The organism is Nostoc sp. DSM 114167 (genome assembly GCF_052692655.1).
Window position 1 is genome coordinate 744,065 of record NZ_CP195116.1, and the last position, 16,080, is coordinate 760,144.

Below are 16,080 nucleotides of genomic sequence, written 5' to 3' on the forward strand. Positions count from 1 at the left end.
AATTCTCTAAAAGGGTTGACTGTTAGACCGATAAACATTGACAATTAACCAGCAGAATCATTAAAAATGGGGGAAAACTGGCAGTGGTTAACCCGGAAATACCATCTTGGCGCAAAACAGTACAAAGCGAGATTGTAGCTGTTACAGTGTATTCTGACAGAGCATTGGTTACACGGCGAGGTGTAGTTGATTTAACAGGAATTGAACAGGAATTAGTAATTACCCCAGTGCCAATGACTCTAGAAACTGAGTCTGTTCGGGTTAGCGGTACAGGTACGGTGGGGGTGCGCTTGATGGGAGTTAGTAGCGATCGCATCTACACTACTGAACCTATAGCAGAGCGAGTAGCACATTTGACAAGGCAAATTCAGCAATTAGAAGCAGAAAAACGCCACCTGCAAGCCCAAGTAGACGCTTTGGCATTGCAATCTAGTTTTATCGCTGGCTTACGTGAAAAAACAGAAGAACCCTTTGCACAAAGTTTGTCTCGGAAAAATCTCAGCCTCAGCGAAACTTTGGATTTTTTGAACTTTCTCGGCAGCCAGTATAGTGAATATGCGATCGCATCTGGAGAGTGCAAAACTCAACAGCAGGAATTAGACAAACAACTCCAAGCACTCCACACCTCATTGCAAATAATCCAAACGCCCCATCCTAAAGAGAGTTTTAGCTTAGTTGTAGCCGTTGAAGTCGCGGGTGAAGGCGAATTTGAATTAGAAATATCCTACATAGTAAATCGCGCTAGTTGGAATCCGCTTTATGACTTGCGCTTTAGCACTACCAGCGATATTGTACATCTGAGTTACCTTGCAGAAATCACTCAAAGCACTGGCGAAGATTGGATTGGTGCAAATCTCACTCTTTCTACCGCTAAACCGGGATTAGGTACACTTCCACCCAAACTTGAACCCTGGTATATTGATACGCCACTTCCTCAAAGAATGCGACGAGCTCGATTTGCTGCCCAGCCACCACTACTCCCTAGCATACCAGAGCCACCTGCTTCTGCTGCCAGAGTGGATTGGCAAGAAGAACAAGACGAAGTTGCAGAAGATAGTCTGATTCCAGCAGAAACCATTACAGCAGAAGTATCCAAAGAAGGGAGTGTAGTCACCTTTAAATTGAATGGCGGTGGTAACATTCCCAGCGATGGCGCACCTCATAAAACTACGATTTTCAACGATGATTATCCTTGTAGCTTCGATTATGTAGCAATGCCGCGCTTGGTAAGTTTTGCTTATCTGCAAGCGAATATGAAAAATAGTCTCAACGGTGCGACTTTGTTACCAGGCAAAGCGAATATTTTCCGCGATAACGTTTTTATTGGGACAACTCAGTTAGAAAATATTGCACCAGGGCAAGAATTCAAACTGAACTTAGGAATTGACGAAGGTTTAAAAATTGAGCGCGACTTAGTTGAACGCCTGGTAGATAAAAGATTAATTAGCAACCAGCGCCGGATTACTTATAGTTATCGGTTGATTGTTACTAACTTACTAGAGAAAGAAGTAAATCTAAAATTAACTGAACAATTGCCAGTTAGCCGCAACGAGCAAATTAAAGTACGCCTCAGTCGCAGCAATCCACAAATTCAACTCGGTGAAATGGGGATTTTAGAATGGCTGTTAACTTTTCCAGCCCAAGAGCGACGAGAGATATATTACCAGTTTAATGTTGAACATCCGCCCGACTTAATGGTAGTTGGATTAGATATTTAAATTATAGATATTTTAAATCGGAGAGATGGCTGAATGCGATGTCTGACGAGAATCTGCTGCGCATTCAAGAACCTTTGGAAGCTATATTATAAGCAATTAAACTTGTGCGATGCCTCTGCATGAACAGCGATCATCCAATTAAAATATTGTTTTTAGCATCCGATCCTAGTGATGCTTCTCGGCTACGTTTGGGGCAAGAGTTGCGAGATATTCAGGAAAGACTACAACTTGGGAAATACCGAGAGAAGTTTGTACTAGAGCAACGAATGTCAGTGCGTCCAGGCGATATCAGTCAGGCACTACTAGATTTTGAGCCTCATATTGTACATTTTTCTGGTCATGGTACAAATACTGGCGAGCTTTGTTTTGAAGATGAATTAGGAAAAATTCAGTCTGTCACACCCGATGCTTTAGCGGCATTGTTTGCACTTGTAGATGAACAAGTCAATTGTGTAATCTTGAATGCTTGTTATTCAGAAACTCAGGCAAAAGCAATTTCTCAGCACATCAATTTCATTATTGGTATGAATCAAGCAATTGGGGATAAGGCTGCGATCGCATTTGCTGTTGGATTTTACAAAGCACTTGCTGCAAACCGCTCAATTGATAAAGCTTACAAGTTTGGCTGTGTAGAGATTCAAATAGAAGGTATTCCAGAACATTTAACCCCAGTTCTTTACGAAAAAAAAAACAGGTAAAGAATAACCCAGAACCTGTTAAATATATATTTGTATTGAGCGCCACTATTGATGAAGTTAACAAGCCACTAGCAGAAGCTATTATTGCTCATTTGCGTCAAATTTCCGGAGATGCATCTTTGACACTACAGAGAATTGAGACAGGCAGTGTAAAGTTAGTTTTGGAAGGCTCCCAAGAGGGGATGGAGAAGATTTTGGCTCTGTTCAGAGAAGGAAAGCTGACTGAAATATTGGGTATTCCTGTCCAGAATGTACAGGTTGTAGCTTCTTCAATACAGGAAACCGCTACCCCACAACTTAGAGTATTCACCACAAACTCGGAGCAAAAGGAAACTATTGTCGAGTATATAGAGTATGGAGGTTCTAGGAGGCAGGGAATCGCCACCCTCAGACTGGGTTTTGAGGAAGGCAATCTCACTATGACAACGGATGTGGAAAAACTGGCTCTAGATTGGCAAAAGCGCTTGGCTGTGGAATGTCCAGACCAAAATGAAGCCGCAAGGCAAAGCATTATTCTCTGGCTGTTGGGATCTGACTCAAAACGGTTCGATCTGTATAATCCTAAAGAACTAGATATCGCCAAGCAAGCGATGGAATATCGCTGGAGGATTTTACGTCAACGCTACTTGGGGTTGGGGCGAGAACGTGCTTATCGCAACTTGATAACCCGATTGGGGAGTTTAGTAACATTACGGAATAAAATTCAGACTTGGGTTTCCCTCAGCCGCGATCGCCAGCGTAGTGTAATGGATGTGTTACAAGAAGTACTCCAAGAGTTACTCCAAAACGACAGCCAGATGCAACAGCAAATGGCTGATATTGCCAAATATACAACCGATAGACGATTGGGAGATGTTCTGCTATTTGCCAGTTTAGAAGAATATTGTCTGCGACCAGTAAGGAATCAACCCCTATTAGCTTATCGATTTGTGAATTATTTGCGTCGCACTCAGCGCGGTGGTTTAACCCAAGTGCCAGGACGTGATTTGGTTCGCCTAGTCTCAGAAGAAGTTCTCACAGACGACAGTGACAATCGAGTTAACTTAGTCGATAATCAGGCGATCGCAGAATATATTGAAGCACAACAACTAGAAGAACAACAAGGGCTGCGCCAGTCAGTACAAAAAGAATTTGAAAATTATTTACAAGAAAATCTCGGCACAGAAGCAGTGGAATGGCTGCGGCTGTATCTGCAAGGGAAGTCCCAAGAAGAGATCGCCAAAAAACTGAATAAGCCAACTAAAGAAGTCTACCGTCTGCGAGAAAAAATTAGTTACCATGCTGTACGTGTTTTTGCCCTCAAAGGCAATCCAGAACTCGTAGACAACTGGCTCTCAATTTCCTTGCAAGAACATAACTTGGGATTAACCCAAAACCAATGGCAGCAACTTGATGAAAAATTGACTTCTCTAGGGCGACAAATCTTAGATTTGCGCAGAGCAGGTAATTCAATAGAAGTTATAGCCGAACAGTTAAAACTCAAAACCCATCAAGTGCTAGGTGAATGGACGAAAGTCTATCTTGCAGCCCAAGCTTTAAGAACCCAAGAGTAAGCCGAGGGCTTATTGATATTTTTTCTCAAATTATTATATACAAGGTTGGCTAAAGGTTTTTTCTTTCCTTTTCTCCTTAACCTAATACAGCCGAGTTAAGCATTTTTTCTTCTCTCAGTGTTCTCTGCGCCTCTGTGGTAGTCTGCGGCAATCAGCTTCTCTACGTTCGCGCAGCGTGTCGCAGACAGACGCTGCACGAAATCTACGTTAAAAAAATTGACTTTAAAAGATTTTAGCCTTAACCCAAGCGTATTGCCCCTTAACCGACAAATCTTGAGAGGTATCTAACTTTGGCAGGCTCGAACTGCTTCGCCAGAATTTGCGATCGCAGATAAGTTAGCTTTATATCAACCATGAGTCTTTTTTTTGTCAAGTCTTATTGACCAATTGTAACAAAACTGTTATATTTATTTACATAAGATAACAAAATAAAGAAAAAACCATGTATACCACCACTAACGAAGACGGCATTCTCAACAACTACGCAGCAGAACCCAAGATGTACTACGCTGAGTACCCAGCAATTTGGGAACAACGTAAATACGTTTTACAGGGTCTTTTTGCAACTTTAATCGTCACCGCTTTAGTTTTGGTTGGTTTGAGTGTTAGCTAAGATTTTTTGATTTCAGTATCGCTGTATCTCATCGTCATTCAGACTTCTCTCTATAACCCCGGTTAGTTTCGCGGGGTTTTTTGTGTTTTACGTATCCCAAACGGTGGTAGTGTGCTGATAAGTCATTTTTATATTTACTATCAGTCTTTTTTTGTCAAGCCATGTTGACCATTTGTAACGAAATTGTTATATTTATTTACATAAGATAACAAAAGAAAAAAAGAAAAAACTATGTACACCACCACCAACGAAGACGGCATTCTCAACAACTACGCAGCAGAACCCAAAATGTACTATGCTGAGTACCCAGCAATTTGGGAACAACGTAAATACGTTTTACAAGGTCTTTTTGCAACTTTAATCGTCACCGCTTTAGTTTTGGTTGGTTTTAGTGTTAGCTAAGATTTTTTGATTTCAGTATCGTTGTATCTCATCGTCAATCTCACTTCTCGACTTTACCTCGGCTAAATTAGCCGGGGTTTTTTGTGTTTGTTGAGAATCAGTGCGATTTTATCTGCATCCTAGCTTTTTTTATCGCCCCGTCAGCAACAAACCACTGGTCAGCCATAAAATAAGGAACAAAAGAAGCCAGAACTGGTTACTGGTTGCGCTGGTGGGATGAGGCAGGTAATTTGTTACTTTGGGCAGTGGAACAAATTGAACAGGAACGCCAGCAAAAAGAACGGCTAATTGCCTATCTACAATCTCAAGGTATCGATCCAAATAATTTGCCTTAGCATATACAAATAAAATTTTCAAGTATTTGAGCGACTCAGTTTAAGCAAATAAGTGCTACAACCGTTACGCCTATCAAGGAGTGGGGCATCATACAGAAATTCAAGTACGGGTAAAAAGCTACTTTTACAGAAAAAAGCAAGAGAGGAAAAAAATAGGTTTTTGCTGAATCAAAAGCCAGAATTATTCGTCACTTAAACTATCAATTCCCTACTTATTTCTCCTGGAGGATGATTTATGTCATCACAAATGCTGCGGTTGATATCTTTGGGCAGTCTTGGCTTATCTTTGTGTCTGGGCAATTCGGCAGCAATGGCGCAATATGATTCTAATGGCGATGGTGTAGTAGTACCAACAGTACCATCAGGTGGCACATCAGCACCAGTCCCAATAGACACATCCACAGGTGTACCACCTTCACCCTCTGCTGATGGTACAACTCGGTTTACCTGTCAGACTTATAATGGACAGTATACTGTTATGTACCAGCCACAAAGTCAACCAGGACAATTCTTTCCTTGGGCAGCACCTGCGGCTTTAGGTGGTGGTTGGGACGCACAAAGGCGTTGTACAGCAATTGCCAGTCGTTTGGAACTTTATCGCCCAGATGGTTTACAAGAACTCCAGACAGCCGTAGAAAATAACGAAAATATTGTCTGCGTCACAACAGAAGCTAACCCAACCTGTAGAATTGTGTTGACAGTCCCTCGTGGCAAAGATCCCTACGTTATCCGCAATAGCATTTTCCAAAACTTGACTACTGCTGACAGTGGACAACAAACTATTGCCGTTAACACTTATGGCGATCGCAGTAGTGGAGGCAACGAATTATATAATTTAGGACGCACACTTCTAGGCGGTGGCAATAATCGGATTAGCTCATCTAGAAGTGGGATTAATCTGAAACCTTTCCTTGATCGTCAAGATGGTGGTACTGGAAACAATTTGCGGAGTGGAGTTGCAATTCGTCGTCAGTCTCAACCTAACGGTGTTCGTCTCAACCCTGGTAAATTCCGGTAAGCAAGAGTGGCTTTTAATACAAAATGACTTTCAAATAAAAAATATCCAACTACTTATTGTGGGGCGGACAAGATGTCTGCCTTTTTTTATGGACATAAAATTGCTGTCCCTCGGACTTATTCAAAATGTCGGGGATCTAAATCCAACTGTATATTATTTATTCTTTTAACCTTTTGCTAGCAGTTTCTTAACGTTGCTGAGATAACTTGAGGTTGCTGAATAGGGATTAATACTAGTAAAAACCGTAGCTTTTTTGACTAAAAAATAGTTTTTTTAATAGCGATCTTGCGATTGCTAATGTGACTTGATTATGTTGGCAAATTATTACTGAACATCAGCTTTTCAGGCAATTTTCAAACAATACAAAATAAATTGAAGGAGACGTTATTCATGGCTTTGACACAAGGCGATATTGCTTTTATCTCTTTCAATGCTAATGAAAATGGCTGGTCTATTGTCACATTTGTAAATATAGATCCGAATACAACTATTTATTTCAGTGACGGCACAGTTTCGAGTCCAACCACCATTGGTAGTACTGAATCTTCGTTTGTATGGAATACGGAATGTTGGAATGCTAGCAGCAATCAGATATTCGACAGTGGCTGTTACTCGTTTCGTCTTTATTTAACGCAGATTTAATCAAACTCCGATTTCTCTGTGTACTCTGCGCCTCTGCGGTTCCTTATTCCCAATTTTCAAAGCAGTCTCATATCTAGAATCTATCTCAGAATTAAACATGGTAACTACTAATACAATTCGCTTTTCTCAATTCAACGCTTCTTTGAATCGTAATGCCGAAGGTCAGTTAGTCAGCGATTTGTCTACCCCTGACAACGCTCAAGCAAAGGCAGTTGCAGAAATTATCCAGCGTAATAACCCGGATGTGTTGCTAATTAACGAGTTTGACTACTCCCCGGAGGCAGTTCAATTATTCCGGCAAAATTACCTAGCCGTTAGCCAGAATGGTACAACACCCGTTGACTACCCCTACTTCTACATCGCTCCTTCCAATACAGGTATTGCCTCTGGTTTTGACCTGAACAACAATGGCACAGCAGTTACAACCCCAGGCGAATTGGGATATGGCGATGATGCTTTCGGATTCGGGAATTTCCCTGGTCAATATGGGATGTTGCTGTTGTCCAAATATCCTATTGATACTGCCAACATCCGCACCTTTCAAAATTTTCTATGGAAGGATATGCCCAATGCTTTACTTCCTGACGATCCGACAACACCACAGCCAAATGACTGGTATTCTCAGGAGGAATTGGCAGTTCTACGCCTTTCTTCTAAAAGTCACTGGGATGTACCCATCCAGGTAAACGGTGAGACAATTCATATCCTCGCCAGCCACCCCACACCCCCAACCTTTGATGGTGTGGAAGACCGCAACGGTAAGCGCAACCACGACGAGATCCGCTTTTGGGCAGACTATATTACCCCTGGTAATGGTAATTACATTTACGATGATGAGGGTAAAACTGGCGGTATTGCTACTGGGTCGAGCTTTGTGATTGTGGGCGATCAAAATGCAGATCCGTTGGATGGTGATAGTTTTGACAACTCTATTCGTCAACTGTTGCAAAATCCCAATATCAATACTAATGTCATCCCTACCAGTCTGGGTGCGCGCCAACAAGCAGACTTACAAGCTGGTGCAAACGCTAGCCAAAAGGGTAATCCTAGCTTTGACACCGCAGACTTTGCCGATACGACTCCCGGAAACCTGCGGACTGACTATGTGCTACCTTCCGCTAACCTGACAATTGCCAACTCAGGAGTATTTTGGCCTCTAAATACTGATTCAACATTTCCTTTGGTAGGTACTTTTCCCTTCCCCAGTTCTGACCATCGCTTGGTGTTCGCAGATGTGCAAACCGGAGCAACCGAACCAGGTAAAACCATTCCCAATGTTGGATTTGTAGGGCAGAATACTTTTGCCACAGGCTTTATTCCTGCTGGCGCGGCGGGAACGGTGAATGGGGTACAAACTCCACTAGGCGGACTATCTGGTGTGACTTACGATGCAGTTAACAACCGCTACTATGCAATCTCAGACGATCGCTCCCAAGTTGCCCCTGCCCGTTTTTATACCTTCACTGCCACTGATTCCGGGGTGAATTTTACTAATGTCACGCCCCTGAAAGATACCAGTGGCAAATTCTTTGCACTCAATAGCCTTGACCCAGAAGGCATTGCTTTAACCAACAATGGTACAGTTTTTATCTCTTCCGAGGGCGAAGTAAACCCTGCTGCTGGTCGCGTTACTAATCCCTTTATTAAAGAATTTTCTTTGACAACAGGTCAAGAAGTGCGAACTCTATTTGTCCTCAAAAAGTTCTTGCCAATGGTAGAAGATACCAATAACAACGGTATTGTCGATGCCGGGGATACGCAGACATCAGGTGTTTACAATAACTTAGCTTTTGAAAGCCTCACCATTACACCCGACCAGAAAACCTTATTTACCGCCACCGAAAACGCCCTGTCCCAAGATGGATTAAAGGCTTCACTCACTAGTGGTAGCCCTTCCCGAATTCTGCAATACAATCTGGTTACTGGACAACCAGAAAAAGAATACCTTTACATTACTGATGCGATTTCCCAAGCACCCAACCCTAGCACAGGCTCGGCTGACAATGGTTTGACAGATTTATTAGCAATAGATAATCGTGGCACACTACTGGCACTAGAACGTTCCTTTATCCAAGGTGTAGGCAACACCATTAAAATCTACGAAGTTTCTTTACAAGGTGCAACTGACATTAGTTTCTACGATTCTCTCAAGAATTTGAGTACTGAACAACTAGCGGCTATCAAACCCGCTCAAAAACGTCTGCTGTTGAATTTAAATGACTTAAACCTGCCTAACGGTACAGATAATATCGAAGGTATTACCTTTGGCCCCAAATTAGCAGATGGTAGTCAGTCGATTGTGCTGGTAAGTGATAACAACTTCAACCAAAGCCAATTTACCCAAATCCTCACTTTGAATGCAGACTTAGTTCCCACTGCTGCACCCATATTAGAAACTCGTCCCGATTTATTGGACGATGAAACCCTACCAGTAGATCGACGTGCTGATGCTGACGATCCTGCTATCTATGTGAACGCCACAAATGCTTCCGAGAGCCTAATATTAACCTCAGTCAAAAATGCCGGACTGCGGGTTTATGACTTGTCTGGTAATTTGTTACAAACAGTTAATCCTGGTGGCATTCGTTACAATAACATTGACCTGCAATACGGTTTTAAATTAGGCAATCAATCTATTGATATTGCCGTAGCTAGCGATCGCAACAATGATAAACTAGCAATCTTCAAAATCAACCCCAACCCCACTACCCCCGGACAATATTTGGAAGATATCACTTATAGCAATATTGGTACTATCTTCCAAGCAGCACCTTTTGAACCTCCCTATTCTGCATCAACTCGCAGTTCTTACGGAGTTACCTTATACCGTAGCCCCATAACTAATGATTACTATGTCTTTACCAGTCGGCGAGAAACTGGAGATATAGCTCAGTTCAAATTGATTGACAAAGGGAATGGCAAAATTGGCGCTGAACTGGTGCGGGAGTTTACCATCCCCTCACCTACCACAGAAGGGCGTTCTCCTCAAACAGAAGGTATGGTAGTTGACCAAGAAACCGGCTTTCTCTACATAGCCCAAGAAGATGTGGGCATCTGGAAATTCCAGGCAGAACCGGACGGTGGCACAACGGGCAAGTTGATCGATCGCGTCCGTTTTGAGGGTGGTTCTCACCTTACCGATGATGCCGAAGGGTTGACTATTTATTACGGCAAAAATGGCACAGGCTACTTGTTAGCATCCAGCCAAGGCGATAGCACCTTTGTTGCCTACACACGTGAAGGTAACAACGAATACGTGGGTAACTTTGCCATTGGTAACAATGGGTCAATTGACAGCGTGCAAGAGTCAGATGGGGCTGATGTAATTAATGTGCCACTGGGGCCTAACTTCCCATTTGGTTTATTTGTCACCCAAGATGGTTCTAATGAACCTGCCAAGACAATCGATGGCGAAAACGTCAGTTCTAACTTTAAACTGGTGCCTTGGGAGAATATAGCCAATGCCTTCCCCAATTCTCTAAATATCGATACCACTAGTTACGATCCTCGCAATCCTGTTGCCCAACCCAAGTTGACTATCTATGAATTTGAAAATCTACCGAAGTTAGGCACGACCTCTAAAAATCAAGATATTTTCTTGGGTGGTTTTTCTGGCTTGTATTTCCAAGGGTTTGCAGCCAATGGCAACCTGAAATTTGTCACCAACACAGATCGTGGCCCCAATGGAGAACCTGATGGTGTCAAAAGACCATTTTTATTACCCGACTTCCAACCAGAAATAGTCAGTTTTGAACTCAACCGCACCACAGGTGAAATCAGCATTACCAACAGAACAGAACTATTCCGTCAAGATGGAACGACCCCATTAACGGGATTGCCTAACTTGCAAGCTGTAGGAAACGGTTTAGCCTACACAGATGAAATTGCCGTTGACTTAGACAACAATGTTCTACCTAACGATCCTTTGGGTGCTGACTTAGAAGGCATTGTAGTTGCGGAAAATGGAGATTACTGGTTGGTGGATGAGTACCGTCCGGCAATTTACCACTTTAACACTAATGGAAAGCTGATTGACCGCTTTATTCCTCAAGGAACTGCCACAGCACCCAACCCAGATCGATCGGCTGGAACTTTTGGCACTGAGGTATTGCCAGCAGTTTATGCCCAACGCCGCAATAACCGAGGATTTGAAGCTGTCGCCCTAGAAGGTAATAAATTATATGCCTTTATTCAGAGTGCGATCGATAATCCAGATGTCGCCAATGATGCGACTTCCAAAGCTTCTCTCAACCTGCGAATTCTAGAGTTTGATATTGCCACCAAGCAGGTAACAGGAGAGTATTTATATCGCCTAGAAGGTCTACCAGGAACCGATAAGATTGGCGATGCAGTTTCTTTGGGTAACGGCAAACTTGCAGTAGTTGAACGAGATGATAATGCTACATCTGCTGGCAATAAACTAATTTACCAAATTGATTTAGCTGGGGCGACCAACATCAACAACTCTGCTAACTTTACCTTGCCAGTTGGTAAAACTATTGAACAACTTACCTCTACAGAGTTAGCTGCTGCCAATATTACCCCTGTCAGCAAGAGTTTGATTGCTAATGCTGCTCAGTTGGGTTACACCGGGGTGGAAAAATTAGAAGGTCTAGCATTGGTAGCACCCAATACTCTAGCCTTAATTAACGACAACGATTTCAATATTACAGGTAATACGGCTGCTGAAAAACTGGGTATTCTCGAATTACCCAATAACCTAACAGGTGTAGAGCCTACTTTCCCGAACGGTTTTGGTTCTAGCAACAGCGATACTGTCAATCTTGAGCCAGAACAATTCTTTAATGCAGGTGATGGAGCAGACTTTGTAGAAGGTGCTGAAGGTAACACAATCCTAGCTGGAAACGGAGATGACACAGTGCTTGCAGGAAATAACTCTTCAGTTTTCGGGGAAGATGGTAGCGATCGCATATTTATCGGTCAAAATGGCTCGGCTCAAAATACCAGTGTCGATGGTGGCAGTGGTGATGATGTTATTACTGTGGTGGAAGCAAATGGTAGTAATAATTTGTTTGGGGCGGCAGGTGATGATAATCTCACAGTAATTGAAGGTTCTCGTCAATCATTATTCGGTGGCTCAGGTAACGACACCCTCACAAGTCACGGTAGCAATAACCGTCTCTACGGTGGTTCTGGCGATGACAAACTCTTCTCTAATGTCAATGATTCTCTGTTTGGTGGCGATGGTGACGATCTGCTATTTGCTGGTCAAGGGGGTAGTGATCGCTTGAGTGGTGGTGCTGGTACTGACCAATTCTGGATTGCTAACGCCAGTCTGCCAACTAGCAAGAACATTGTGACTGATTTTACAGTTGGCATTGATAAAATCGGGCTGGGCGGTATTGGTGTTACTCAGTTTAATACCCTGACACTATTGCAACAGGGTAGTGATACTATCGTGAAAATCGGAAATACCGAGTTAGTTTCATTGCTAGGAATTACATCAACTAGGCTCACAGCAAATGACTTTGTTTTCTCTAGCAGTGTTGTAGGTTAATTTGTTCGCCTAGTAGTACGCCAAGGCAACTTGGCGGGGTAAAGGGCAAGGGGAAAAGGGAAAAGGTTTTTATCCCTTACCCTTTTCCCTTTACCCTTTACCCAACCTCTACCCATCAAAGTTGGCTTGCCAGACTACTAGTAGTACGCCAAGGCAACTTGGCGGGGTAAAGGGCAAGGGGAAAAGGGAAAAGGTTTTTTATCCCTTACCCTTTTCCCTTTACCCTTTACCCAACCTCTACCCATCAAAGTTTGCTTGATAGACTACTAGTATGATTGTTACAGCTTCATTACACAGCAAAAGTTAATGAAGCTGTACTCAATGATTGCAAAAACCCTTATTTATAAAGTTCTCCCGCAGCCTACAAATGCCAAGACGCGTTCGCCTTTGGCGTAATTACTCAATTTTTTTTAGTCTACCATCCCATATTTCTGCTCAATCAAACTCAACAGTCTGTTCTCAAATCAGGTCAAATGCGATCGCTTCAACTTCCCAAAGATTTCAATAATGCTTCGATTGGTGCTTTTAAATTTCCATTATGCTTTTGTTATTCGGCACGCAAAACATTTAAAAGCTTGCTGTCCTGAAAGATTGTCATAGTACTTTTGGTCAATCAAGACATTAGCTGCTTCATAGTATGGTGTGCCTAAATCTTGAGCCATTTGTTGTTGGGAACCAAACCAATTAGGTACAAAAATAGTATCTTCTCGAATTCCCTGCCAAAGCAATGCTGTGCCTTTGATCGATCCTCTGGGACTTTCAACAATAATCTCGTCACCATTTTCAATACCAGCAGTTTGCGCGGTTTTTGGGTGAATTTGTACTAAGCGAACACCATTTTTTTGCTTGCCTGTGTAAGTCCAGTGAGTAACAGAATGAAAATGAACTATACTAGACCTGCCAGTAGTCCCCATTAGTGGGTACTTTTTATGTATTTCATTAGTCGAAAGTTTTCCCAACTTCACATTGTGAGTCAGTGCGTGGGGATTCACCGGATTTTTTACTAGTTCTGCTAGATACTCGATTGTCGGATTTCTACCTGTAACCTCTGGGTGGGTATAGAAAATAGGTAATGCAGAGTGTCCTGCTTTTGTCAACTGCTTTTGTAACTCTGAAGTGTAGATTTCCACTTTTCCACTAGGAGTTAGAAATCGCTTACCAATATTATCAATATTCAGGCTTTCTGCGGCCTGATACCAAGACGAACAATCCAGATAAAGAGTGCTGACACCAGGATGATCTACAGTTGGGCAAGGCCAACGTAAGGGTTCGGTGCGTTCACTCAGCCTTTGTTGAGTCATACCAGCCATGCCTGGAGTGTTCGCCACAAAAGTTGCCCACAGATGGCGGTAGTCTTTCCAAGAAGAAGGAAAGTTGTCCTGCCAGTATTGCGGTGGATTACGTTTGTCTAATTTAGCTGTGGCGTGTGCTAATTCAATCCAAATGTGCCAATCTGGTTTTGATTCACCTACAGGCGCAACTACTTGTTGTTGCCAACGAATTGCCCGATCGTCTCGTCGCATATAAACAGTTTCCATCTCAAAACCACTGGTAACGGGCAAGATGATGTCGGCATAATAAGCCGATTCCTCCATAAATAATCCCGTGTAAACATAAAATTCTAATTGGCGGTAAGCTTGTTGTACTTTAGTTGTGTTGGAACAAGCTAGCAGAGGATTGCCTTGAGTTATGAGTGCTTTGAGTTGATAAGGTTGACCGGAGATGATAGCTTCGCTAAGATAATCCGGCCCAACTGGTAAAGCTATATCTTTTTTAGGTATCTTGCCTTGAATCGGTGGTAGATTTAATCCCCCTGGCCAAGTGTTGTGCATGAAATTGCAGCCACCACCAGGAATACCAATATTGCCCGTAATCGCCGCCAAGAATGCCAGACAGCGGTAAGTATCAAAAGCATTCAGTTGATGAGAAATGCCTGCATTGCAGAAAATGGCAGCAGGCTTGGTTTTAGCATAAGTTTCAGCTATAAATTTGATTTTTGATACTGGAACATCCGTAATTTCTGCCGCCCATTCTGGTGTGTAATTATTGCTCTTGAGGTGTTTTTTGAGTTCTTCAAAACCCAGCACCCACTTTTGTACAAAAGCAGCATCATATAAGTTATGAGTAACTATGTGGTAAAGCATTGCTAAGACTAAAGCCAAGTCTGTGTGTGGTTTGGGTGCAATCCACTCATCAGCTTGCGCTCCTGTGGGAGTTAAGCGTGGGTCGATGACTACTAATTTGGCTTTGGTTTTCGCTCGGCTTCTCAAAAGGTAAGTAAAGGTAACAGGATGAGTTTCTGCTTGATTCGTACCCAAAAACAGGAAAAATTTAGCCGAGCCTAAGTCTTCTTTTTTAGTCGCGCCATCAATCCCATAACCATTGGTAAAATTGTCTAATCCAAATGTCCAAGCCAAGGCATTGCCACCAGCATCATTACATACAGGCCCGACATCAGTATCGTTGGGACTGCCCAACAAATTGAAATAGCGTCCGACCAAAGAACCTGTTCCCCGTGGTAATCTACCAGAAGTTTTATTCGCGATCGCTCTAGCTTCTCCAGCATCTCTAAGTGCCAAGAACTTGCTGGCGATGATTGAAAGAGCTTCATCCCAAGAAATCTGCTCAAATTGTGAATCTGGTGAACCTTTCTCTCCTGCAACCCGCTTCATCGGATATTTTAGCCGAAAGCGATTGTAGACTAGCTCAGTCATCATTGGCCCCTTGATGCAAAAACCACCAGCCTGTACTGGATCGTCCGGCTCACCTAAGACATCTACGATCCGTCCGTCTTTGACATGAACTTTCAGACGACACAGAGAATTACAAAATTGGCAAGCACTATTAACAATCTTGTCTGGCTGTAAGGCTGCTGATTTCTCGGTAAAGTCAAATTCAGTGTTTTGAGAAGGAATCTCCCCGCACTGCCCTTCACTTGTAGCATCTGCTGCATCTGCCACATCTTTTTTTAGTAACTCAACTCCAGTAACCGCAGCTGTGCTAATGGCTACTCCTTGGAGGAAACTACGTCGTGAAGTCTTTTTCCTGCCCTTTGATGTCATGGAAATAGTCTCCTTATTATTTCGCACTGACTAAAGCTTTTCACAAAAACATCGCAAAGTCGGCTTTTTATTAAAAACTAAATACTTGGGCAATTTCATCACTAACACAAAAATGCAAAAAAAATTATACGAGCAGAAATATACACAAAATTTTTGACAACATATTAAGCAAAAGATTGCAATACAACATTTCTTAACCAGTCCACAATTTTTTCACAACTTTTGCTATGTATGTTAATTAATATGCAATTAAATTTGTTAATTTTGATACCTTAACCCTCTAGTGAGATGTCAATTATAGCGGTTGATATTTAATAGTTCAGAATCAACAAGTTTACAACTCAACTACATCTCTAGATGTCTAGAACTACACATTTTGCCCTAATAACACAGCAGATTTCAAGTTTTTGAAGTACACAAGTAAAGTCTGTTACTCAGGTATAAAGCGTGTTTTACTCCTGAATTCTGAATTCTGCTGTACTACTTTTTTGATTCCACTAGAGCGAAGACCATCTCAACAA

The 16,080-nt window shown here is 42.4% G+C and carries 9 protein-coding genes and 1 pseudogene; 9 read left to right on the forward strand and 1 reads right to left on the reverse strand.

Going from position 1 to position 16,080, the window contains the following annotated elements; all coding sequences use genetic code 11:
• Window positions 1-83 precede the first annotated feature (83 nt).
• From NSTC731_RS03115 to NSTC731_RS03155, 9 genes and pseudogenes are all read left to right on the forward strand, one after another.
• Window positions 84-1,718 (forward strand): mucoidy inhibitor MuiA family protein, encoded by a 1,635-nt coding sequence (locus NSTC731_RS03115; RefSeq protein WP_445629584.1) that lies wholly within the window; start codon window positions 84-86, stop codon window positions 1,716-1,718.
• A gap of 119 nt (window positions 1,719-1,837) precedes the next feature.
• Window positions 1,838-2,416 carry a CHAT domain-containing protein gene (locus NSTC731_RS03120; protein ID WP_445629585.1) on the forward strand — a complete coding sequence of 193 codons (579 nt, stop codon included), beginning with the start codon at window positions 1,838-1,840 and terminating at the stop codon, window positions 2,414-2,416.
• Window positions 2,417-2,451: 35 nt separating this feature from the next.
• Window positions 2,452-2,661: pseudogene (locus NSTC731_RS03125) on the forward strand (hypothetical protein); the annotation flags it as partial.
• A gap of 174 nt (window positions 2,662-2,835) precedes the next feature.
• Complete coding sequence (locus tag NSTC731_RS03130; RefSeq protein WP_445632264.1) at window positions 2,836-3,969, forward strand: HetZ-related protein 2; 1,134 nt, start codon at window positions 2,836-2,838, stop codon at window positions 3,967-3,969.
• Window positions 3,970-4,411: 442 nt separating this feature from the next.
• On the forward strand, window positions 4,412-4,582 hold the full coding sequence (gene psb34, locus NSTC731_RS03135) for a photosystem II assembly protein Psb34 (protein ID WP_289798921.1): 171 nt from the start codon (window positions 4,412-4,414) through the stop codon (window positions 4,580-4,582).
• A 231-nt stretch (window positions 4,583-4,813) separates the two neighbouring features.
• Window positions 4,814-4,984 carry a photosystem II assembly protein Psb34 gene (gene psb34, locus NSTC731_RS03140; RefSeq protein WP_194040917.1) on the forward strand — a complete coding sequence of 57 codons (171 nt, stop codon included), beginning with the start codon at window positions 4,814-4,816 and terminating at the stop codon, window positions 4,982-4,984.
• Window positions 4,985-5,554: 570 nt separating this feature from the next.
• Complete coding sequence (locus NSTC731_RS03145; RefSeq protein ID WP_445629586.1) at window positions 5,555-6,337, forward strand: COP23 domain-containing protein; 783 nt, start codon at window positions 5,555-5,557, stop codon at window positions 6,335-6,337.
• A 390-nt stretch (window positions 6,338-6,727) separates the two neighbouring features.
• Complete coding sequence (locus tag NSTC731_RS03150) at window positions 6,728-6,979, forward strand: hypothetical protein (protein WP_445629587.1); 252 nt, start codon at window positions 6,728-6,730, stop codon at window positions 6,977-6,979.
• 97 nt (window positions 6,980-7,076) lie between these two features.
• Window positions 7,077-12,497 (forward strand): phytase, encoded by a 5,421-nt coding sequence (locus tag NSTC731_RS03155; protein ID WP_445629588.1) that lies wholly within the window; start codon window positions 7,077-7,079, stop codon window positions 12,495-12,497.
• A gap of 536 nt (window positions 12,498-13,033) precedes the next feature.
• Here the strand turns inward: NSTC731_RS03155 and NSTC731_RS03160 are convergent.
• A complete protein-coding gene (locus tag NSTC731_RS03160) occupies window positions 13,034-15,559 on the reverse strand; it encodes a molybdopterin-containing oxidoreductase family protein (protein ID WP_445629589.1) in 2,526 nt (841 codons plus the stop codon).
• Window positions 15,560-16,080: the final 521 nt, after the last annotated feature.